Source organism: Terrimicrobium sacchariphilum (assembly GCF_001613545.1).
GTDB classification, from domain to species: Bacteria; Verrucomicrobiota; Verrucomicrobiia; order Chthoniobacterales; family Terrimicrobiaceae; genus Terrimicrobium; species Terrimicrobium sacchariphilum.
In genome coordinates, this window is sequence record NZ_BDCO01000002.1 from 1,314,911 (window position 1) to 1,337,195 (window position 22,285).

The 22,285-nt window shown below is 61.0% G+C and carries 20 protein-coding genes and 1 tRNA gene; 7 read left to right on the plus strand and 14 right to left on the minus strand.

What is annotated here, in order from left to right; genetic code table 11:
• Nucleotides 1-62: 62 nt before the first annotated feature.
• A complete protein-coding gene (locus tag TSACC_RS06260; RefSeq protein ID WP_153811309.1) occupies nt 63-755 on the plus strand; it encodes a hypothetical protein in 693 nt (230 codons plus the stop codon).
• 59 nt (nt 756-814) lie between these two features.
• Here TSACC_RS06260 and TSACC_RS06265 read toward each other — a convergent pair whose 3' ends face one another.
• From TSACC_RS06265 to TSACC_RS06320, 12 genes are all read right to left on the minus strand, one after another.
• Complete coding sequence (locus TSACC_RS06265; protein WP_075078524.1) at nt 815-1,723, minus strand: hypothetical protein; 909 nt, start codon at nt 1,721-1,723, stop codon at nt 815-817.
• Nucleotides 1,720-3,126 carry an arylsulfatase B gene (locus TSACC_RS06270; RefSeq protein ID WP_075078525.1) on the minus strand — a complete coding sequence of 469 codons (1,407 nt, stop codon included), beginning with the start codon at nt 3,124-3,126 and terminating at the stop codon, nt 1,720-1,722. The genes TSACC_RS06265 and TSACC_RS06270 overlap by 4 nt, the downstream gene beginning before the upstream one ends.
• Before the next feature lie 224 nt (nt 3,127-3,350).
• Nucleotides 3,351-3,974 carry a L,D-transpeptidase gene (locus TSACC_RS06275; protein WP_075078526.1) on the minus strand — a complete coding sequence of 208 codons (624 nt, stop codon included), beginning with the start codon at nt 3,972-3,974 and terminating at the stop codon, nt 3,351-3,353.
• A 71-nt stretch (nt 3,975-4,045) separates the two neighbouring features.
• Nucleotides 4,046-5,089, minus strand: coding sequence for a LuxR C-terminal-related transcriptional regulator (locus TSACC_RS22605; RefSeq protein WP_075078527.1), 1,044 nt, complete (start codon nt 5,087-5,089; stop codon nt 4,046-4,048).
• Between the two features lie 8 nt (nt 5,090-5,097).
• Nucleotides 5,098-5,964, minus strand: coding sequence for a polysaccharide deacetylase family protein (locus TSACC_RS06285; RefSeq protein ID WP_075078528.1), 867 nt, complete (start codon nt 5,962-5,964; stop codon nt 5,098-5,100).
• Nucleotides 5,964-6,590, minus strand: a complete 627-nt coding sequence (locus tag TSACC_RS06290; RefSeq protein ID WP_075078529.1) for a cysteine hydrolase family protein — start codon at nt 6,588-6,590, stop codon at nt 5,964-5,966. Before TSACC_RS06290 ends, TSACC_RS06285 begins: the two co-directional genes overlap by 1 nt.
• Before the next feature lie 7 nt (nt 6,591-6,597).
• A complete protein-coding gene (locus tag TSACC_RS06295) occupies nt 6,598-7,551 on the minus strand; it encodes an ABC transporter substrate-binding protein (protein ID WP_075078530.1) in 954 nt (317 codons plus the stop codon).
• Nucleotides 7,548-8,429: an ABC transporter ATP-binding protein gene (locus TSACC_RS06300; protein WP_084400251.1), complete on the minus strand. Its 882-nt coding sequence runs from the start codon at nt 8,427-8,429 to the stop codon at nt 7,548-7,550. The genes TSACC_RS06295 and TSACC_RS06300 overlap by 4 nt, the downstream gene beginning before the upstream one ends.
• Before the next feature lie 2 nt (nt 8,430-8,431).
• Nucleotides 8,432-9,268, minus strand: coding sequence for an ABC transporter permease (locus tag TSACC_RS06305; protein ID WP_075078532.1), 837 nt, complete (start codon nt 9,266-9,268; stop codon nt 8,432-8,434).
• 27 nt (nt 9,269-9,295) lie between these two features.
• Nucleotides 9,296-10,648, minus strand: a complete 1,353-nt coding sequence (gene glnT / locus TSACC_RS06310) for a type III glutamate--ammonia ligase (RefSeq protein WP_075080591.1) — start codon at nt 10,646-10,648, stop codon at nt 9,296-9,298.
• 124 nt (nt 10,649-10,772) lie between these two features.
• A complete protein-coding gene (locus TSACC_RS06315) occupies nt 10,773-11,852 on the minus strand; it encodes a substrate-binding domain-containing protein (RefSeq protein WP_075078533.1) in 1,080 nt (359 codons plus the stop codon).
• A gap of 285 nt (nt 11,853-12,137) precedes the next feature.
• Entirely contained in the window at nt 12,138-12,623 is a 486-nt protein-coding gene (locus tag TSACC_RS06320; protein ID WP_075078534.1) for a MarR family winged helix-turn-helix transcriptional regulator, read from the minus strand.
• A 226-nt stretch (nt 12,624-12,849) separates the two neighbouring features.
• Here TSACC_RS06320 and TSACC_RS06325 point away from each other — a divergent pair, with 226 nt between their 5' ends.
• The 6 genes from TSACC_RS06325 (at nt 12,850) to TSACC_RS06350 (ending at nt 18,294) form a co-directional block, all read left to right on the plus strand.
• Nucleotides 12,850-14,265: an efflux transporter outer membrane subunit gene (locus TSACC_RS06325; protein ID WP_202815911.1), complete on the plus strand. Its 1,416-nt coding sequence runs from the start codon at nt 12,850-12,852 to the stop codon at nt 14,263-14,265.
• On the plus strand, nt 14,262-15,551 hold the full coding sequence (locus tag TSACC_RS06330) for an efflux RND transporter periplasmic adaptor subunit (protein WP_075078536.1): 1,290 nt from the start codon (nt 14,262-14,264) through the stop codon (nt 15,549-15,551). The genes TSACC_RS06325 and TSACC_RS06330 overlap by 4 nt, the downstream gene beginning before the upstream one ends.
• Nucleotides 15,548-16,246, plus strand: coding sequence for an ABC transporter ATP-binding protein (locus tag TSACC_RS06335; RefSeq protein ID WP_075078537.1), 699 nt, complete (start codon nt 15,548-15,550; stop codon nt 16,244-16,246). The genes TSACC_RS06330 and TSACC_RS06335 overlap by 4 nt, the downstream gene beginning before the upstream one ends.
• Before the next feature lie 2 nt (nt 16,247-16,248).
• Complete coding sequence (locus tag TSACC_RS06340; protein ID WP_075078538.1) at nt 16,249-17,589, plus strand: ABC transporter permease; 1,341 nt, start codon at nt 16,249-16,251, stop codon at nt 17,587-17,589.
• 109 nt (nt 17,590-17,698) lie between these two features.
• A tRNA-Leu gene (locus TSACC_RS06345) sits at nt 17,699-17,780 on the plus strand.
• Nucleotides 17,781-17,853: 73 nt separating this feature from the next.
• The gene (locus TSACC_RS06350) at nt 17,854-18,294 is read left to right on the plus strand and encodes a hypothetical protein (RefSeq protein WP_075078539.1); all 441 of its coding nucleotides are present in this window, start codon (nt 17,854-17,856) and stop codon (nt 18,292-18,294) included.
• Nucleotides 18,295-18,412: 118 nt separating this feature from the next.
• Here TSACC_RS06350 and TSACC_RS06355 read toward each other — a convergent pair whose 3' ends face one another.
• Both TSACC_RS06355 and TSACC_RS06360 read right to left on the minus strand, forming a co-directional pair.
• On the minus strand, nt 18,413-19,585 hold the full coding sequence (locus TSACC_RS06355) for a Gfo/Idh/MocA family protein (protein WP_075078540.1): 1,173 nt from the start codon (nt 19,583-19,585) through the stop codon (nt 18,413-18,415).
• A 25-nt stretch (nt 19,586-19,610) separates the two neighbouring features.
• The gene (locus TSACC_RS06360) at nt 19,611-22,283 is read right to left on the minus strand and encodes a carbohydrate binding domain-containing protein (protein WP_075078541.1); all 2,673 of its coding nucleotides are present in this window, start codon (nt 22,281-22,283) and stop codon (nt 19,611-19,613) included.
• Nucleotides 22,284-22,285: the final 2 nt, after the last annotated feature.

The window sequence follows — 22,285 nt, forward strand, 5'->3', positions numbered from 1 at the left end:
CGGAGGGGTTGCTCAGTGCCCTGGCTGAGGCGCAAGGCCAGGCCAAAGGGCGATCCCTTTGTATGAAGATCAAATCTCTCCTCGCAATCGCAGTATCTTCCGCGCTCGTTTCGTTGGTTGCGGTGGCGCAGCAAGGCACCACCGGGGCATCGGGTTCCGGCGCGGGAACGGGAAATCCCGGCGGGACCACGACCGGTACGGGAGGACAGCGGAATACCTCGCAAAATGGATCGGGCAGCTCGCAAAGCGGATCGGGAAATAGCAGTGCCGCCACCAATTCCCAGCGCTCCACCTCCAGCGCTACCGGCGATGCCCAGACCGGCGTGCAGGGCCAGAATGGTATGCAAGGCCAGAATGGCACGCAGGGCAGCAATGGGCAGACCGGCAGCTCCGGTACGGCGACCGGAACCTCCCAGGAGCCGATGCGCAACCAGGCCGGAGTGCAATCGGGCATGTTGCGTAGTGATGGATCGACCGTCACTTCTACGAACAACAACGCCACCCAGGGCAACTCGGGAAGCCAGTACCAGAACGGTCAGGGAGGGACGATCCAGACGAACTCCACAGGAACCGGGACGGGTAATACGTCCGCGGGTGGAGTGAGCGATACCGTCAACCCCTCGGCGAATACCGGGACGACCAATACCATCTCGCCGACCCCGAGTCCCACCGCTTCGCCGAGTCCTGCTCCGCGGACGAATTCCTCCGGCGGCGTGAGCACGATCGAGAGCCCGGGCGTCCGGCCCGCACCCTGAGCGTTCACGGAAGTGAGCAGTCGACCGGTATCGGTGACCGCTCGACGTAATGACTGATCCTAGAAGCGGAAGCCCATCCCGGCGTAGACACCGGGCATGTTCATGCGGAACAGGAAATTGTCCTTGTTGTAATCCACGTACATGTAGCGGTATCCCGCCTCGAGGGAGATGTTGCGGGTGATGTTCACCCCTGCGGAACCCTGGGTGAAGAACGCGATGTCCGATCCCGCGCCGAACCCGCCGACGTCCGCCTGTCCTGTAAGGAACAGCACGCGAGTGACATTGACCCGGAAACGCAGCCCGAGGATCGGATCGGCCCACCAGCGATCGGCATCAGCGGAGGTGGGGAATGCCTTTTCCGGGGCGACGCGTTCGCCAATGGCCCGAGCGAGGCGGGTCGCCCGGGTGTCCTTCACCTCGGCTGTTATATCGAGCCCCATGTAGTAGACGCGGGCCCCGGCGTACGCATCGACGAAGAAGTTCCGCGCGTCGATCGCACGGTAGGCGAGGATGAAGGAGTCCATACTTTGCTGGAGTTGTGCGCTGGCACTCTTGTAGATCGGGCCGGATGGCGTGAGATCAGCGGAGAACTGGGCAAAAAAACCATCCGCTGCGATGCCCCACCGCCCCTTGCGGATCTCCGCCTGCATAAATACGCCCCAGTCCAGTTGCTTCAGCACATCGATCGGGCTGGAGTTTACTCCCATCTGGGGAAGGTCCCCGATGCCGACGGTGCCGTAGACGCCGGGACTCCACAGATACGGCTCCAGCCGGAAGCTCCAGCCGTTTGGGTCCTTGCCCGGTACCTCCTCAAACGGCGCCTTGGGCCGCAGCACGTTGTCGGCGAACCAGCTGTTCTGGACGGGCGGAGGTTCCGGCGAGGGTGTTGACTTGTCCCCAGCCATCGCGCTGGCGGCGAGGGAAAAGGCGAGGGCGGTGGTGAGAATGCAGGAACGATGCAGGATCATGGCTGTTGAGGTACGGCTTCGTCTTCGACCGGGATGGTGGCCGGTCCGAAGGCGCCGGCCATCACGGCATCCAGCGCCGTGCCAAAGAAGAGAGGCTTGGCCGCCTCTTTCGACAGTTTTTCGATTCGGGCCTGGAGCTCCTGGACGACCTGCGGATTCTCCGCGGCGACGTTGGTCGTTTCATTCGGGTCCGTCTTGAGATTGAAGAGTTCGACCTGGGTCGGAAGCACGGTACGCCAGACGAGCTTCCAGTCGCCCTCGCGAACGGCGGCGCGGAAGGGCTCGATGTTGTAGACGATCTCGGAGCGCGGGGACGGACCCTTGCCCGTCAGTGACGCGGAGACATCGGAACCATCGAGTGGCTTGCAGTTCGCCGTGGAGCCTCCAGAGACGGCGGCGAGCGTCGGCAGCATGTCTGTGATATGATAGAGGCCATTCAACTCTCCTGCCGCGATATGGCCGGGCCAGAAGATGAATGCCGGCACACGAGTACCTCCCTCATAGAGACCGCCCTTTCCTCCGCGGAGCGGACTGTTGTCGCAGGGGAGTTCCTTGACCTTGCTCTCTCCGGTGAGGCGTGCGTTGGTTGTACCGCCATTGTCGCTATGAAAGACGATGATGGAGTTTTCCAGCATTCCCTTTTCCTTGAGCGCGGCGACGACGCGGCCGACCTGGTCATCCATGCACGAGATCATTCCGGCGTAAACGCGACGCGTTTCGTTGGGAATGTTGGCAAACCGGTCGATGTACTTCTGCGGCGCCTGATAGGGAGCGTGGGGTGCGGTGAAGGCGAGGTAGAGGAAAAGCGGGTTCTTCGTATTATGATCATCGATCACCTTCACGGCATCATCTCCGAGCAGCTCGGTGACATAGCCTTTTTCTTTCACGGCCTTGTTATTCCTCTGCCAGTCGAGCACTCCATGGGCCTCGCGGGTGAAGTAGTCGATCTCTCCGAGGACTGCGCCATAGAAGTAATCAAACCCGCGCTGCCTGGGCCAGTAGTCGGCATCGGCATGGCCGAGGTGCCACTTGCCTACCATGGCGGTGTCGTAGCCCGCATCCTTGAGCACCTGCGGGAGAAGGTATTCGTCCTTGGCCAAGCCATAGGAACCCTTGCTGGGAACGACCAGCGTCTGGAGGCCGTAGCGCATGGGATAGCGTCCGGTCATGAGGGCCGCCCGCGTCGGCGTGCACATGGGCTGCACGTAAAACTGGTCGAGCTTCGCCGCCTGCGAGGCGAGCTTGTCGATGTTCGGAGTCAGGATGTCCTTGGCTCCCTGAAAGCCGACGTCCTTCCAGCCGATATCGTCGGCTACGATATAGATGATGTTTGGCTTGTCCTCCGCACGTAGTGAAATGACGGAGAGAAAGGCCCAGACGGTTAATGAGAGAAATATGCGCATCGAGAAACCGGTTGTGTATCGCCCGTAAATGGCAGGCAGGGCGACTTAACACAAGGAGCGGGCAAAACTATCCACTTTGCGCATCACCTGCGGATTACCGCGCTGGATGAAGGGGGATCCACGTCCATCACAACGTTGCGTTGGAACGCCGGTGCGCAGGCCAAAAAAATCCGGGCCGAAGCAGGGAGCCTCGACCCGGACGGAAAGTTACGCAGCTTTTGGGATTAATCCCACTGCCACATCCGGCCCTTGCGGGCATCCTGAAACACCTCGGGGCTGAGGAGATAGGATTTCGGGGGGTTCGGGAGCGGACCGTCGTCGAGCACAGGCAGGGTTTTGCCGATGGTCGCGTCCCATGGCTGGCTCTTGGCGATGTTGATCGGCGTACCGACCCGGACCACCGAAAAGACCTTGCGGGCCGAATCGATCGGGAGACGCACACAGCCATGCGTGGCCGGGTACGGTTTGACGAAGCCCCAGTGCAGGCCGTAGGCGGGCTTGAACTCCATCCAGAAGGTCATCGGATAACCCGCATCCGGATTGCTCACGCGGCGGCGATTTTCGACCTTGGAGTAAATCGTGTAGGTGCCGAGCGGCGTCGGGCTGGAGGGCGCGCCTACCGTCACGGGCGTGGCGAGCAGGACCTTGTCACCCTCGACGACATAGAGGCGCTGGGCTCCGGTGCTCAGGAAGAGCTTCACCTTGGCGGGATTCTTCGGCTGGGTGAGCGGCGGATCGAAATCAAAGGAGTTCTTGCGGCCCAGCGAAGTCGTTTCGCAGGCGCTCAGGCCGAAAAGGAGAGCGACTGCAGTCGCGGAGGTGAAAAGTTTGATCAGCAGGGATTTCATGGCTTCCAGAAGTCCCGGAGACTGCCCCAACTTCGGCTTCTGTGCAAGTGGCTTGAACTACGAGGCAGAATCTAGGCGGCGGCGGGACGATCGATGCAGGCCATGGCGGCGGCTACGCGGTTATCGACGCCGAGCTTTTCAAAGATGTGATCGAGGTGGTTTTTCACCGTGTGCACGCTGATCCCGAGGATCTGCGCGATCTGCTCGTTCGACTTGCCCTGCGAGAGCCAGTGGTGCACCTCGCGCTCCCGCGCCGTCAGCGTGCAGGCGCGATCGCAGGGGGAATAGGACGTTTCCGATGCGACCACCAGCGCCTCGGAGCGAAGCGGTATGATCGTGACGGCGAGCTCCGAGTAGCAATGACGGAAATGAATCTGTACCGGGCCCGCGCCCGTGCTGGCGTTGACCGCCTTGAGGACCTCGCGCGGCAGGAGCCGCTCGGGTTCCGGGAGGTAACGCGCAAGCAGTTCGCGGGTTTTCTGCGTCCAATAGCGCACCTCGCCGCGCTTGTTGAGAAAAACCAGGCCGCGCTCCATCAGCTCCTCGTAAAGATTCGTTTCGGGCAGGGAGGCTCCCGCCTTGCCTTTCATCGTATGCTCGACAAACCACTCCACGGAAATATCCACGCCGGTGATGCCGAGGCACTGGCCGTCCATCACGACCGGGGCGATCTGGCTGGTGAGGAGCAGCCGTTTTCCCGCCACGGGGTACATGTATGGGTCCATCACGCAGAGCTGTTTCTGGCTGGTCGAGACCCAGTACCAGTTGCCGGGGCCGGGGTATTCGTACCCGGTGACCGGATCGAGCCGTACCTCGCCGCCGCTGCGATTCCAGAATGGTACGAAGCGCCCCGATTGGTCGTGGCCGGGGGCATTGCGAAACTTCGCATCCTGGCCGTCCAGCGCGTCGGGTTCCCACACGCTCCACACGCCGAAGAAATCCGGGTTTTCCTCCAGCGTCTTGCGAAACAGGAGCGAGTACATCTCGCGGTCGCGAATGCCGAGGGTTTGCAGCGCGACGCAGGCCCGGGCCAGTTCCTCGGCCGGTCGGCCTCTGGGTCTGGCTGGCGCGACGGGAATCTCTCCCGCATCGACCACCTTGAGTGCGTTACCCATGCGATATCCTATTTACCCGCGAGCCGGTCGAAATCAACCTCCCGCCGGGCCTCCGGCGTCTGGTCGTACCACCGCGCGATCTCCGCTCCGCGCGCAAACCACACGCCGGGCTTGGCTTTCATGGCGTTGATTAGTTTTTCCAGCAGCCGCACTCGCGACGGACGGCCCGACAGCCACGGATGCAGCGTGAGCACAAAGCAGCAGCCAAAATCGTACATGGCTTCAAATTCCTTCCACCAGAGATCGAAGACCTTGTCGCAATTCTCGGGGATCGATCCCCACGCGGGATCGGCGTTGAAGGCAAACTGCTCCCAATCCTCCAGCATCCACTGGCCGGGGATTTCGATGAGGCCGTTATGATGACGATACGGCACGTCGTCGCCCATGGCGCTGGCGACGTAAAAGACGCCATTGCGTTGCAGGACTGAAGGCGTCCAGGGATTCAACTCAAACCACGGCGCGCGATAGCCGACAGGGCGCGTCCCGGTGAGATCCTCCAGAATGGTGAAGCTCTTTTGCAGAATCGCCTCCTCCTGGGTTTCGTTGAGCGTGATCAGGCGTTCGTGCAAATACCCGTGCAGCCCGATCTCGTGTCCGGCGGCCTGCACCGCGCGAGTCATCTCCGGATGATGCTCGGCGATGTAGCCGGGAATAAAAAACGTGGCGGGCACCTGGCAGTGGTCGAGCAAGCCCAGCAGGCGCGGCACGCCCACGGTCGGACCATATTCGCATTGCGACATGGTGGTCAGGCGCTTTGCCAGGGCGGGGTCATGCTCGAGGGCGGTGGTTTCGCCGTCGACGTCGAAGCACAACATGACGGCCACCTTGGCCCCTCCCGGCCAGGTGAATCGTGGCTGCGGAGAAAATGCATTCATCAGACGGCCCTCCAGAGCGAAGCGATTTCCTCGACGGTGACGAGTTGCCCCCAGATGCCGCCCTCCTGGTTCACCATCAGCTCGCAGGCGCGGCGGATCTCCGGGTCAAAGGTCGAGATGGCATCGCGCACATAATAGCAATCGAAACCCCGGTCAGCCGCTTCCCTGAGCGTGGTGTGGACGCACACATCAGCGGTTACTCCCGCGATGGCGAGGCGGCGCACGCCTTTTTCTTTGAGTAGCTTTTCGAGGTCAGATTTCGCGAACGCCCCGTAGGTATTCTTATCCAGCACGGTCTCGCCCGGCAGCGGCTGGAGTTCGTCGACAAAGTCATGTCCGTACTCGCCACGGATCATCAGGCGGCCGAGCGGTCCCTGGCTGCCATACTCTCCGCCCGCCTTGCGCGAACGCTCCACCCGCACGGGCGGGCAATCCGACAGATCGGGCGCGTAGCCTTCGCGGGTGTGAACGATGAACGCTCCGGCCTCTCGCGCCTCCTCCAGAAGGCGGATGGCATTGGGCAATATAGGCAGCACCCAGTCCAGTCCCCCGCAGAGGTCGCTATAGCCACCCCGGGCGCAGAAGTCCCTCTGGAAGTCGATCATCAAAAGGCCGAAGTCGTTCATGACCTGGTTATTTGGCGAAGTCGGGAGCGAGCAGCCCGGCCACGGTGGCGTCCTTGTCGACGGACCCCTTGTTCTTGAAGAAAATCAGCAGTTCGTCTGCGCTCTTCGCGGCTTCGCCCTTCATCTGGGCGGAACTGGCAGCGAGGTCGTAGAGCGTCACCTTGCCGAGCATGCCCTTGATATCCTCGGCAGGAACCTCCAGAGCCTTGCCCGCGATGGCTGCAGCCTCGTCGGGGTGTGCCTTCACGAATTCCGTCGCCTTGTTCATGGCGGCGAGGAACGCTGCGATTTCCGCTTTTTTGGCTTTTTCACCCTGTGCGCTGATGACCACGCAATCGGTAAGCACGTTTGGTGCCTGTTTCGAGGTGAAGACCGCATTGGCATTTCCTGCTCCGACGAGCTGGCTGATCCACGGCTCCCATGTTACGGCGGCGTCGACGTTCCCGGCCTTTAGGGCGGTCCCGGCGGCGTCGGGGTCCATGTTGACGAGGGTCACGTCTTTTTCGGTCAGGCCTCCAGCTTGCAGGGCCTTTTGCAGGAGCACCTCGTTGCACTCGCCCAGGGTCACGGCGATCTTCCTGCCCTTCAGGTCGGCGGGCGTTTTCACCGCCGGGCCGCCGAGCACGGCATCGGCTCCGGCCGAGGTGTCGACGAGCGCGACCACCTTGAGGGAACCCGGCGCATTGGCGGAGCGCAGGATGGCGGCGTCGACGGTCGAGAGATGGATGTCGAGATCGCCCGAGATCAGGGGCACAAGGCCCTCGCCCGGGGCGCTGAAGACCTTGGGCTGCACATCGAGCCCGGCTTGTTTGAAGTACCCTTTATCCTGGGCGACGAAGAAGGCGATGAATCCAACCCAGTTGTTGTATCCGACCTTCAGGGGCTTGGTTTCGGCGGCGTGAGCCGATCCGGTAAGTGCCGCGACCAGGAGTGCGGCGATGGCTTTCATGGTGTGTTTCATGGGTGTTGCTGGTTTGTCGTGGTGGTGACCGGCGAGGCGGTCGTGGCGTGGAAATGCTGGCCGAGGCGCTCGAGGATTTCGGCCCGGCCGGAGGAGGGACGCCCACCTGCGTGGAGCAGGTCGACGAGGCGGCGCTTGAGGGCGAGAAACTCGGGCGTGAGCTTGATATCGAGGAGGCGGTCCTTGGGGAAGGGGACGATGATTTCCTCCAGGATGCGACCCGGCCGGGCGGAGAGCACGATGACGCGATCGGCGAGGTAGATGGCCTCCTCGATGTCGTGCGTCACGAGCAGTGTGGTGGTTTTCTCGTAGAGGCCGAGGAGCAGCATCAGCTCCTGGAGCTCCTCGCGGGTCTGGGCGTCGAGCGCGCCGAAAGGCTCATCCATCAGGAGGATGCGGGGCTTGTTCGTCAGGGCGCGGGCGATGGCGACGCGCTGCTTCATCCCGCCGGAAAGCTCGCGCGGGTAGCGATTGCGGAATTGCGCGAGGCCCATGATCTCCAGCAGATGCCCGGCGTACTCGATCTCTCCCATGATCACGGCGTTGGGCCGCGCATAGTCCATGTTTGCCTTTAGGCGGAAGGGGAACTTGATGTTCTGCTCCACCGTGAGCCACGGGTAGAGCGTATAGTTTTGGAAGACCATGCCGCGCTCCTTCCCCGGACCACGTAGCGCCCGATCGTCCAGCATCACGGTGCCGGAGGTGGCCTCCTCCAGGCCTGCGGCGATGTAGAGCAGCGTGGATTTTCCGCAGCCCGATGGCCCGATGAGCGAGACAAACTCCCCGTCATTCACGGTGAAGGAGCAATCCTCCAGAGCGCACACTTCGGAGGCGCCGGTGCGGAAGGTCTTGGTGATGTGGGAAAGTTCCAGCGCCATGATCAGTTGCGGGCGGCGACGTTCCAGCGGAACGCGATTTTGCTGAAGAGCCGGAAGGCGAGGTCGAGCATCAGGCCGATGACCCCTAGCGCGACGAGGTAGAAAAAGATCTTATCCGTCTGGAGGAAGCGCTGATACTTCACGATGCGGAAGCCCATGCCCTCATTGGCGGCGACGAGTTCCGCCACGATGAGCCACGACCAGGCCCAGCCGTTGCACAGCCGCAGCGCATCGACGATGCCGGGCCAGGAGGCGGGGAGCAGCACTTCCGTCACCGCCTCACGCCGCGTGCCGCCCATGGTGTAAACCGCCTGCACCAGATCGTAAGGCACGCGCCGGATTTCGTCCGACACCATGAGCATGAGCTGAAAGAAGGTGCCGAGATAGATCAGCATGATCTTCGACGTTTCCTCGATGCCGAAGATCACGATCAGGAGTGGAATCAGGGCCGGGACGGGAATGTAGCGGATGAATTCCGTCACCGGCTGAATGAAGGCCTCTCCTATACGGTAGGAGCCGATCATCACCCCGAGCGGAATCGCCGTAAGCGCGGCCAGGGCAAAGGCCGCCGTGACGCGAAAAAAGCTGATCCGGAGATCGGTGGCGAAATTTTGAAAATCGCGTGCCGCCGGTTCCTGCCCGGTCGCCGCTCCGCGCACCATGTTTTGCATCACCTGCCCGACGGCGGCAGGCGAGGGAAAGAGAACCTGTTTTCCCTGTCCCGCATAGTAACCCGCCGCCCATTGCCAGACGCACAACAGGACGACGAAACCCAGTACCGCGGAGCCCCAGTAAAAGGGCCGCGGTATCGAGCGTCGCGGGCTGAGGAGTCCGCTCATCTTACCGGACTCCCCGCGCGGAAACTGTCAATACAGTCTGGCGTATTTCTTGATCTCCCATGGCGAGATGGTGAGGTTGTATTCCTCCCATTCGGCGGATTTGTATTTGATGAATTCGTCGCGGAGTTCCTGGCCGAGCACCTGCGTGATGAAGGGATCGCCCGCGAATGCGTCGATGGCCTCACCGAGTGACCGGGGCAGCGACTGGACGCCGATATTTTTTAGTTCCTCGTCGCTGTAGGCATAGAGATTCTCCGACCGCGGAGCGCCGGGATCGAGCTGTCCCTCGATGCCCTCCATGCCTGCGGCGAGCGCGAGGGCGGCGGCGAGATAGGGATTGCAGGCGGAGTCGGCGTTGCGGGATTCCACCCGGCCGCCCGCCATTGGGATGCGCACGGAGTTGGTCCGGTTGTTCGTGCCGAAGGAGTTGAACACCGGAGCCCACGAGTAGTAGCCCATGAGTCCGCGACGCACGAGGCGCTTGTAGCTGTTCACCGTCGGTGCCCAGGCCGCGCAGAGCGCGCGGCCATGTTTCAGGATGCCGGCGGTGTACTGGTAGCCGAGTTGGGAAAGACCCAGGCCGTGCGGATCGCTGCGGTCGGCCTGCTTGAAAAGATTCGCCCCGGTTTCGATGTCGGCGAGCGACATGTTGAAGTGCGCCCCGTTGCCGGTCTTGTCGGCGAATGGCTTGGGCATGAAGGTCGCGATGAGGCCGTGCTTTGCGGCGATCTTCTTCGCCATGTAGCGGAAGAAAACATAGCGGTCGCACATCGTCAGCGCGTCGGAATACTCGAAGTCGAACTCGAACTGACCATTGCCGTCCTCGTGGTCGAAGGAATACAGCCCCCAGCCGAGTTCCTCGATCGTGCTCGCGATCTCGTCGATGAGGCCGTAGCTGTCGAGGAATCGCTTCACGTCGTAACAGGGCTTCATCAGGTTGTCGTCGGAGTTCTCGACCGCGAGCCCGCCTTCGTCCGTGAGCTTGAGGAAATACACCTCGCACTCGATCCCAAGGTTGAATTTCCAACCCTTTGCCGCCGCATCGGCGAGCACCTTCTTTAATAGCGTGCGGGTGTTAAGGAGATAGGGTTCGCCGTGATAGGTGTTGTCTGCCGGGAACCACGCGACTTCCTTTTGCCAGGGCAGCTGAATGCCTCGCTCGAGATCCGGCACGGAGGCGATCTCGTCATCGTTGGGGCTCTGGCCGAGACCGTCGAGGGCATATCCCGTATAGAGTTCCGATCCGGACGCAAAGTCCTCGAAATGCGAAATGGGGACGATCTTGCCTTTCGGCACCCCGTGGATGTCCACGTAGGCTCCGATGCAATACTTCACCCCTTTGGCCAACAAATCCTGCTTGATAGCGTCAACAGCGCCCATGCGGATCACTGTGTCCGCAGGCAGCCAGGGCAACAATAGGAAGGTCTTCCTATGAGGGGGATAGCCTGGATGGAACCCGCTCAGCCAGAGGGAGAAACGCTTGCCCTAAATCAGGGCGGGAGGATTATCTGCGCGGCCTGGCCGTGCTTTCGCGCACCACGAGGTCGGGCTTGATCAGGACATTGCGAGAGACCTCGGAGGCCGCAGCGATGCTCTCCTCGACGATGCGGAGGGCTTCACGCGTATAGCGCTCGAGATCGATCTGGAGCGTGGTGAGAGGCGGGGCGCTGTAGTTGCACAGCGGTGACTCGCTGGCGTAGGTGATCACACTCATCTGGTCGGGAACCCGGATGCCACGTTCCCGGAACGCATGGAGCGCGGCAAGGGCGCCGGTCCATCCGACACAGAAAATGGCGGTGAAATCCATCGGGTGCTTGTCGAGCCATTTGCAAAGACGCTCGTAGGAACCTCCGATGGCCTCGGTGCCGGAGGGCACGGAGCAGTCGGCCACGAGGGAATCGATATTCGGAATCCTCGCCCGCGTCATGGCGCTCCGCCAGCCTTCGAGCCGTGTCGTGCTGGAGGGGTTATAGGGCTCGCTGAGCATGACGGCGATGCGCTTGTGGCCCAGATCCAGCAGGTGTTTCGTCGCCAGCTTGCCGACCACCTCGTCATCCACCCAGACAGACCCTGCACGGAGAACCTCCCTGGGCTTCTCGCGGAGAAAGACAATGGGTTTGCGCGATCCATTGATGGCCTCGATCTGGGCCTCGGAGATGCTTCTATCCCCAATGATCAGGCCGGCATCGGCGTCTTTTAGCGCTTGTTCGATATTCAGGCGCTTCCCATCGGAGTACACGTGCAACCCAAAGCCAAAGTGCTCCTTGAGGCCCATCTCATAGATGCGATTGGTGATCGAGTCAAAATCGGGCGAAGGCCAGAGAGGACGGATCAGATTGAGTTGGAACCGCGGAGCCAGTCCATCCTGGGCAACCACCAGGCGCATCTTGCCAGATGGACGCTCGATCAATCCCCGGAATCGCAGCCGGTCGAGCGCCTGGGTAATGGTCGCCTGGGAGCACTTGTAGCGGGATTTCAGCTCATCGATCGTCGGCAGCACATCGCCGGGTCCCATGAGCCGAATCTTCTCGGTCAGGAGTTTGGAGATCTTGAAGTGTTTGGTGTGTGCGACGCGCCGGGCCATGGTGCTTGAAGGTGCTTCTATATAGGGAAAGTTGCGATGGATTATCGATATAATTTTCGCTTTTTCCTGACGCCCTGCACGTGAATGCGATATCCGGAAGGTGTTGCTCCCGGATGTCCAGATTTCAGGAAATATCGAGATTCCCAGCCATCGCGCGTCGGCAATGATGTCTTCCTGAGGGACAATCGCGGGAGGGTGCCATTCGATTTCGCAGGTTTTTCAAAACCCGATGCGAGATGCAGGGTTTCATGAGGTGTGAGAATACGAAAGATGCGGTCGCAGGGTTCAACTGTCCCCGCGAAAGGATTCCTCGAGATTGGATTGGATGCGGTTCAGCCTGGCCAGGAGATACTGTCTTTGCCCCGCGTCGAGACCCTGGATCGCTATTTCCGAGAGTCTGCTGACCTCCTTTCGGAGCATCTGGTGAATTTTTTCGCCCTGCGGAGTCAGCGCCAGTTTGACTTTGCGGCGATCGGTGTCGTCTTCCACGCTCGCCAGGAGACCCTGCTCCTTGAGGCTCCGGATCAGCCTGGCGAGTTGGCCCTTGTCTTTGCCCGTCTCCTCCGCGAGGTCTCCCAGCGTCGATCCGGGATGCCGCGAAAAATACCCGAGCAGCTTTCCCTCCAGATGGGTCAGCTTATACGGGCCATCGCGCAGGACCCGGTACATCCCTGAACGAAAAAGATGCATCAGGTAATGAATGGATTCGAAGACCTGCTCGGCTTCGCTCAGGGGTTTCCTGTTGACATTGTCAAGCGATGTGCGACGCATTGTTGATAATATCAATGAGTTTTCCTGCCGAAGAAAGCACTATTTTCGAGGTCCGGACGAGGGGGAGTATCCGCCTGGCGCCTGGTGGAACTCTTGGAAGGGGCGGCATGGCCTTGGCTGGGGGCAAGCGCGATCAAGGCTGGAGGAACGGACTGATACTGTCGTGAACGAGATGCGTAGTTGTGAAGTTCCCGGGGGAATCCAAAGCCCTTGGATGGTTGCCACGGTGAGAGTGCTTGTTTCGTGCGCCTTCCTGCTCGCCTTGGCTTTGGGCTTTGGCTCCTGCGCGAATCACCGCGACCAGTGGAAAGACTCGGTCGATGTTCCGGCGAAATGGAAGGGTTCCAGCCAGAAGGGGGGATCGCTGGATACGGCGGCTTTGAAGAAATGGTGGAAACGATTCGGCGATCCCACACTCGATGAGTTGATCGCAAAGGCGATGGCGTCGAGTCCCGACATCAAGACGGCGATTTCCAAGGTGGCTCAATCGCGGGGCGAGCGCAGCGTGCAACTGGCTGGCCTGCTTCCCTCCGTGACGGGAAATGCCTCCGACCGCCTCCAGCGTCGCGACGAGCAGAGCACTGGCCTGGTTACACGCAGTGAGACTTATAATCTCTCATTGGACATGAGCTGGGAGGTGGATCTCTTTGGACGGCAGATGCAGAACCTTTCCGCCGCCACGAAGGATGTGCAGCAGACGATAGACAACTATTATGCTGCGCAGGTGACTTTGACTGGTGACGTGGCGATGGCCTATATCACCTACCGGGCGGCGCAGGCCCAGCTCGACGTCGTCCGGCGCAATATCGAAACCCGGCGCGAAACCACGGAAATCACACGCTGGCAGCAGGAAGCCGGAGTGAGCGACACACTGGAACTCCAGCAGGCTGTCAGCACGCTGGAGCAGGCTCGCGCTGCCATTCCCGCCCTGGAGCAAACCATCTCCGAAACAAAGAACCAGCTGGCCGTGCTTTGCGGGCAGGCACCTGGAGCGCTCGACCGGCTCCTGGATCGTTCCGGTTCCATTCCCCGCGTCCCCGCGCGGATCGCGGTAGGCATCCCCGCCGATGCCCTGAACAACCGGCCCGACGTGCGCGCAGCGGTAAACGGCGTGCTGGCGGCGTATTATCGCAAAACTGCGGCGGAGCTTGAGCGATTTCCCACGATCAATCTCGATGGTTCTCTGGGGCTGGAAGCTCTTCGCACCGGCACGATTTTCTCTCCCGAGGCCGCCGCCCGCACTCTCGCCGGCAGTCTCCTCGCCAGCCTCGCCCAGCCCATTTTTGAGGGAGGAGCCATTACCGCCAATATCCATATCAACGAGGAATTGGCGAAGCAGGCGGTCTATTCCTTCCAATCCACCGTGCTCTCCGCTCTCTCCGAGGTGGAAGACGCCCTGGTGGCGACCCGCAAGACAGCCGAGAGACTGGACACCCTGCGCAAGGCCGACGCCGCGGCGCAGGAGGCCTCCCAACTGGCCACGCAGCAGTACCAGGCGGGTGAGGTGGAGCTTTTGACCGTCCTCGATACCCAGCGCACGCAGCTCAGCGTCGAGGAGGAACGTGTCAATACGGAGGCGGATCAGGTGAAAGCTTATGTGCAACTTTACAAATCTCTCGGAGGCGGGTGGCAGCCGTTATGAGTAGCAATCCGGAACTCGCCGACCTGCTGAAGGCGGAGAAACGCTCCTCTGGGCGCTGGAGGATTTTCGTGATCGCGGGAGCCGTCCTGGCCGTCGTGCTGGGGGCTCTCGCCTGGAAGCTTTCCGCCGGTGGGGAAAAACGGACGACTTATGTGACCGAGCCGATCGCCCGGGGCAGCATCCGGGTGACAGTCAATGCCACGGGCAACCTCGAGCCGACCAATGAGGTGACGGTGGGCAGCGAGCTTTCCGGCACGATCAAGGAGGTCTTTGTCGACACCAACGATCAGGTGATCAAGGGGCAGCCCCTGGCCAAGCTGGATACGAGCAAACTCGACCAGCAGACCGAGAGCAGCCGGGCGATGGCTGCTGCGGCCCAGGCCAGGGTGGCACAGGTGCAGGCCACGCTCAAGGAGAGCGAGGCCGCGCTGGAGCGGTTGAAAAAGCTGCACGAGGCGAGTGGCGGGAAGCTTCCTTCCCAGGCCAATATGGACACTGCCGTCGCGACCGCCGACCGGGCCAAGGCGGACCTCCTGAGTGCTGAGGCCGAGGTGCGCCAGGCCGAAGCCAATGTGGGAACCAATGAAAGCGATCTCCAGAAAGCCGTCATTCGCTCGCCCATCGACGGCATCATCCTGACTCGCAACATCGATCCCGGCCAGACCGTCGCCGCCACCATGACCGCGCCGGAGCTGTTTGTTGTGGCCGAGAAACTCGAGAACATGAAGCTCGAGGTGGCGGTGGCCGAGGCCGATATCGGCCGGGTCAAAGCCGACCAGCACGCTACCTTCACGGTGGATGCGTGGCCGAGCCGCGTCTTCAAGGCGCTCGTGAAAAAGGCCGAGTTTGGCTCGACCGTCACGGACAATGTCGTGACCTACAAGACCGAGCTTGAGGTGTCCAATGACGACCTCAGCCTGCGCCCTGGCATGACCGCGACTGCCGAGATTTCTGTAGCCGAGAACAAGGATGTCCTGCTCGTGCCAAACGCCGCCCTGCGCTTCGATCCCGAGGCTCAGCAGGCCAGGGCGGGCGCCCCGCAGAAAAAGACCTTCGTACAGAGCCTGATCCCGGGCCCTCCGCGTCGCCAATCCGGTAGACCGCAATCGGGTGATGAGAGCCCCCAGCGACCGGCGGCGGCTGCGCGCATCTGGATCTTGCGCGACGGAAAACCACAGCCGCTTCCCGTCACCGTCGGACTCTCCGATGGCCGCGCCACCGAGATTTCCGGCGAGGGCCTCACCGAGGGAATGCCCGTGGTGCTTTACGCTGTGCCTCCCAAATGACAGACGCTTCGCTCATCGAGCTTCGCGGGATCACGAAGACCTACGGCTCCGGCGACGCCGCTTTTCAGGCCTTGCGTGGGATCGATCTTACGATCCGCCGCGGGGATTTTGTCGCGGTGATGGGCCCCAGCGGGTCAGGGAAATCCACCCTGATGAATCTCCTCGGCTGCCTCGATACCCCGACCTCGGGGCAGTATCTCTATCAGGACATCGCCGTCGAGCGGTTGGACCCCGATCAACGTTCCCTGCTCCGGCGTCAGGAACTGGGCTTCATTTTTCAAGGGTTCAACCTGCTGGCCCGTACGAGTGCTCTGGAAAATGTCGAACTGCCCATGATCTATCGGGGCATCCCTCGCGCGGAACGTCATCACCTCGCGGCCGATGCTCTCACCTCCGTGGGACTGCCCAACAAGCTCCGCAATACGCCCGCCGAGCTCTCCGGCGGCCAGCAGCAACGCGTCGCCATCGCCCGGGCCATCGTCACTTCTCCGTCGACGCTTTTTGCCGATGAGCCGACGGGCAATCTCGATTCCACCACGACGGTCGAGATCATGGAACTCCTCGCCCGCCTCAATGGCGAGCGCGGCATCACCGTCATTCTCGTCACCCACGAGGACGATGTGGCCACCTACGCGCGCCGAACCATCCACGTCCGCGACGGCCTTATCGCCTCGGATGAATCCAGACCCTCGTAGCCATGCTGGGAAACGCCTTTCTTATCGCGCTGCGCGAGATTCGCCGCAACCTCATGCGGGCTTTTCTCACCGTGCTCGGCGTCATCATTGGAGTTGCTGCCGTCGTGACCATGGTCACCCTCGGCCAAGGTACCACCATGGCGGTGAAGGGCCAGATTTCCAACCTCGGTAGCAACCTCGTCATGCTGCGTCCGGGCATGGGATTCGGGCCTCGCGCATCCTCTGCGGGCGTGCCAAATTTCACCCAGCGCGATGTGGATGCGTTGCGCGACCAGGTCTATGGGATTGAAGCCATCGCTCCGGTGAAGAGCTCCAGCCTCAGCACGATCTATCGCCAGAAGGCCCGCTCCACCAGCGTGACCGGTACGACGCCCTCCTATTTCACCATCAACAACTGGAAAATCGCCGAGGGTCGCTTCTTCGATGAAAACGATCTTCGCGATGGCAATGCGGTCTGCGTGATTGGCGATACCGCGAAACAGGAGCTGTTTGGCTCGGAAGATCCCATTGGTCGTCTGATTCGCATCGGCGCGCCCAACTCATCCTCCTCCAGTTCTTCCTCCTCCAAGAAAAGCACCAGCTCTGCGTCTTCGTCTTCCAAGAGCAGCTCCTCCAGCAGTTCTACGAGCAGTTCCTCGAGTACGGATACCGTTTATTCCTCGACGGTTCAGGTCATCGGCGTGCTTGCAGCCAAGGGGCAGATCGGCATGGGCAACCAGGACGACACCATCATCATGCCGTTGACCGCCCTTCAACGCCGCCTCACGGGGCGCACCTCCTCGCGCGACGTTTCCCAGATCGCCATCTCCGCCAAGGAGGGCTCGGATAGCGATCGCCTCGTCTCGGACATTACGAACCTCATGCGTGCGCGTCGCAACCTCGACCGCAACAAGGACAATGATTTCAACGTCTTCGATACCCGCCAGATCGCGGAAACTCTCAGCGCCTCCACACAAATGATGACCACTCTGCTCGCCGCCGTGGCCGGGGTGAGCCTGCTCGTTGGCGGCATCGGCATCATGAATATCATGCTCGTCAGCGTGACCGAGCGTACGCGCGAGATCGGCATCCGTCTCGCCATCGGCGCCCGCGCTCGCGAGGTGCTCCTGCAGTTTCTCGTGGAGGCGGTCACGTTGTCCTGCATCGGCGGGCTGGTGGGTATTGCCGTTGCCTTTGGCCTCTGTGTGGGCATTGCGCAACTCATCCAGGTGCCGTTCATCTTCGATTTGCGCATCAACGTCATCGCCTTCCTGTTCTCCGCTGCGGTGGGCATCGCTTTTGGCTATGCCCCCGCTCGTCGCGCCGCCGCCCTCGACCCCATTGACGCATTGCGTCACGAGTGAGTTTGCGGGTCGACCGGGGTGAATGGATTTTACGCTTGCGGGAAACCGCGGCACGGAAGAATCTCCCCGCCATGATCTTGCCGGCCTGCAGGCCGGAAGCATCAGCGTCGCCCGGATGGCGGAATTGGCAGACGCGCCAGACTTAGGATCTGGTACCGCAAGGTGTGTGGGTTCGAGTCCCTCTCCGGGCAGTTTCCCTCTGGTGCGAGAGGGTTGTGTGTCTGGCTCGCCACATCCAGTGGGCGTCTGGTAACATAACTTGCCATGCCATCGGTCCTCTTTCACGCTTCCGGGAAGGATTTTGATATCCGGTCCTTGGACGACACAGGTTTGAATCCCTATCGTGTATACCAGGTAGGGGAGCGGGCAAGGAGCGGGCGCAGAGGTTTTGTCTACGAAGATTCCGGATTTTCCATCGACCTCGGTCCAGACGATAAAGAGGACCTAAATACCCAGATCGAAGCGTCATCCGCATTTCTGGGAATGCACGGCTCTACGATAAGTCAGCTCACCGGTCTCGACGAGATGAGGTTTGATTTTGGATATATCCCTCGAAAGGGAAAAGACGGTCTCCAAATCATGATCCAGTGCGACTATTTTCCGGCGGAATTTCTCCGTGAATGCGGCAATCTCGGCATCGGTATTGAACTCTCCCTTTATCTCGTAAGTGAATCTGGAGAAGAAGCTGCGCCGACAAGTGCGTAGGCCATCAAGCCGGAGGTCTATCGGACCTTTCGACATACCGGGATCCGAAGGCAGAGGCCTAAGTTTTCCCATCTCGTACGTGGGCGAATGCGCGGGCCGCGAATCCCTTGTGATCGGCCTATCCCGAGTGGAGGATATGCCGTGACCAACCGGAGCGACTGACAGGTGCTCTCAGGAGGGAAAGCAACTCCGGGACAGGTTCCCATGGGTGGCTGCCGACATCGAGTCCCAGCGCAGTGTGGCCAGGCTCGATGGCGAGGCTGGTTGAAACCTGATGAATCGCTTCCACGTGTCGCGATGCTCGCTTGGCCGGGCAGGCTGATCGGCGTCGTTCTCTCGTGCATTCGATGACGGATGCGAGCATGCGCTCTCGATTGATTTCCTCGAGGTCCAGTCGCCACGTCGCGAGCCTTGCGCCGCGTTCATCGTACAGGACTGCACCTTCCTCCTGACGCCAGTGGAGGCAGCCCCTCTCGGCTTCAATTTGAATGACAGGATTGACGTTTTCTGCCGCGGCGTGCGTGAGCAGACAACTGAGTTCGACCCCGGTTGAGGTCGTCATCTCGATATCCGCCGTGTCAAAAGTCTCGATCGGAAAAAAACGCAGGAGACGTCCGGAAACGCTCTCCACTACAGCATTATCGTCAGGCGATTCTGCGGCGAAAAATAGCGCGAGATTGAGAAAGTGAGCGAAAGCGTTATTCAGCGGGGAGTCGAAGACCGGCCTGCCATCGCAATGCGACCGGCCGGCCCAGCGGTTGCGCTGATAGTAGGAGGAGGTACGCGGCCAGCTTCCTTCGATCGTGATGCTGCGGATTTTGCCGATCACGCCCGCGTCGATGGTCGCCCGGATCTTGTGAACCTGCGGGGCATAGATGTCTTGAAAGCCGACAGAGACCAACCGTCCCGAGGACTCTGCCGCCCGAATGATCGCCTTCGCCTCATTGACGCTTCCTGTCAGGGGTTTCTCCACCAGGACATCGCAGCCGGCGTCCAGCGCCGAGATCGTCATCGGAGCATGCTGATGAATGCTGGTGGGAATAATGCACAGATTGTTCCCTGGTACGACATCGGCCAGCATGGCGGAGTAGTCTGAATATATCCGGCATCCCAAGCCTTCGAGCCTTCGGCAGGCATCGCTCTCTTCCTCCCGGTTGATGACTGTTGCGGAAGCCAGCCGGGCATTTGCGTGATCCAGCACCGAGAGCAGCGAGCGCAGCACGGCTCTCGCGTAGCCGGAGACCCCGATGAGGTGAAGCGAGACGGGCTTCGGATTTTCAGGAAGATTCATCTTTGGCGACGGGCGAGGTCGGGCTTCAGGGTGCAGGCTGGGTGCGGATATAGATCGGGAACTTGGTGACGCGGGCCTGCTCGTAAGGAATCACGTTTCCCATCAGATCTTTTACCTCCGCGATGGCAGAGGCTGGATATACTTTGGACAGCGGAAGGTCGTCGGCCGACCAACAGGCTTCGATTGGGCCACTGGCCGCGCGGAAGCGCGCGATCTGGATCGTGACATCTCCTATCTTGCGGCTCTCGAATCCCTCCGGCGAGGCATCCTCGGTAAGGGCTACCATGGCGGCATGGGCAGCGATCCCCGGCCCGGGGATGCCGGTCACATCGATAAACCCGCAGGTGATGTCTTCGTGTACCTTGCGTCCTGCGGGACTGGTTCCGAGTTGGTAGTCGAAGTATCGCTTCACTCCGGATGCCTTGAAATAAAGCGCTGCCCGGACCATGGAGGCAGCCGCCTCGGAGGGAGTCACGGACGAAGAATGCGGCACGCGATAGGTTTCCAGCCAGCTCTGGCTGCCCTGGAGGAAAGCTCCACCCTCTGTATGCCAGAGCGGCATCGGGAGACCTTCTCGGTTGGAAAATGTCCGGTAGCGAGCGAGCAGGGGAGTGACATATGCGGTGTCAGGCGATCCGCCGCCTGCCTCCAGGCTGTAAAAATGAAATGAGAATGCATCGAGGAATCGGCCGGTTCCCATTTCCAGGATATCCCACCCGAGAGGCGCATTGATGCTGGCGAGAGCAGGTCCTATGAGGGTGGCTGGCTTGCCATTGGCATCGAGAGCTTCCCTGGTGGCCTGGAGGATTTGCGCATAGACAGTGGCCTTATCCTGACCGGGGCGGACACGCAGATAATCGCCATCCGGTTCGTTCCAGACCTCCCATGCATCCACCTGGGGGTAAAACGCATTGAAGCACCGTGTGACATATTCCTTCCAGCGTGCCATGTCGGCTGGAGGATAGCTGCGCGACCACCGGGGACGCTCGGGATCCTTGGGATTCATGTCCGCGGCGAAGCTTGGAGCCGTCGCGAAAACGCCGAGCAACCGGAAACCTTCTCTGCGTGCGCGAGCTGCGCCCTCGGTCCGAAAATTCCATTGTCCAGGGTGATGTTCGACCGACATCCAGAGCGTGCTGAGCGGCGGATACAAACGCAGCCAGCGAAATCCTCCTTTGCGTGCGATTTCCAGATTGTAGTTGGTGAAGTCCACGTGACCGCCGAAGAAGGAATCAGGCCGGTCTCCGGGGGGAGGCAATGCGGGGAGCACGCTGTAGATTTGCTCGGCGGCAATCTCCGAGGGAGCGCTCTTCTGCCGCCCCTTTACGAGGCTCGTCATCCAGGCGAGGAATCCCGAGGTTTCGGTGTTGATCCGACGAGCCTCCAGCCGGAACGCTCCGAAGCGCTCTGTGGGTACGGTAAATGCCGACTCCCCGGCCCCGGTTTCATCCGGTTGAAGCTGCACGGTTTGCTGTGCGATCGGGCTGCCGGTGAAATCATACACGGTCACTTGATATTCCCCGGATTGACGAGGAGTCATACCCGCAGCCAGAAGGCGAAACCGTGCCGGTTGGTGCTGATCGTACAGATGGGCGACGGGAGCATCGGCGGAAGGCTCGATGGCGAGGGATGCGGGGAAGAGTTCTTCGGGCGCCGTATCAGCTTCGACGATCGAAACGGCATCAAGGTCGTAACGACCGGAAGCATTGAAGTCGAAGTCAATACAGTAGCTTCCGCCCGGGGCTGCCTTGAGCGTCACGGGCACCTCGTAGGTCTTCCACTGGGGCGTGGCCTTCAGCGTGGTACGTCCGTCGAATCGTGTATTCGCATTCTTCCCCGACCCGATCGCCACTTGAAAATCCTTTTCACTGTCTGAGCGCAGGGAAAACGTCAGCCGCATGGGATGGCCGTACCTCGCGGAGAAGTATCCCGACGAGAGCGTCGCCCGGCATTCCGGATCGACCTGCATGGATAGAAACTTGCTCCCATGGGGTGCATCGGGTTCGGAGCGGATATTCAGGACGGCGTCTTCTGGCGAAGGGCTGTTTGACCCGCTTTCCTCCCACGGTGTGCCAAACTCACGTTCGCGGAATGAAGCCGTCCAGCCGTCGCGCCCGACCTCGAAGGAACCGTTGCGTAGCGGACTGGCGACGGGCGGGGCTCCGCCCTCCACCCCGGGGAGTTCGACGATAGACACATCGTCGATCCACACCTGGCCGGGGGCCTTGATCAGAAAGACGAGTTGGCAATTTCCCGCGTCTACTGTGGCGGGCAGCGTCATCGTATAGGCAAACTCCTGCCATTGCTCGACCGGCACCGATTCCGCCCGGAAATACGTGGGATACGGCTCGCTTCCTTTACGGAGAATGATGTGAAGGGGCGGGCCGTTGCTGATGCCCCGGGCCCAGTAGCTGATTCTGAGCGTCTGCCCCGCTTTGATCGCAAGCTGTGGATAAAAGAACTGCAGGGCCGAGCCGCCGATCGCCCGGCGAAAATGCATCTTGTAACTGAATGCTCCCGAGTGGGGGTTTACCGGGTCGCGTTCAAACCGGGCGTCATTTTTCAACCAGTTATTTTCCTGCCAGGGAGCACTTCCATTTTCAAATCCCGGATTCGTGATCAGGTTTTCGCCAGCCGGGGAATGGGAAGCAATCAGGAACCACAAGCCGAGAAAGGCACCGAGGGAGAGTCTGTTCATTT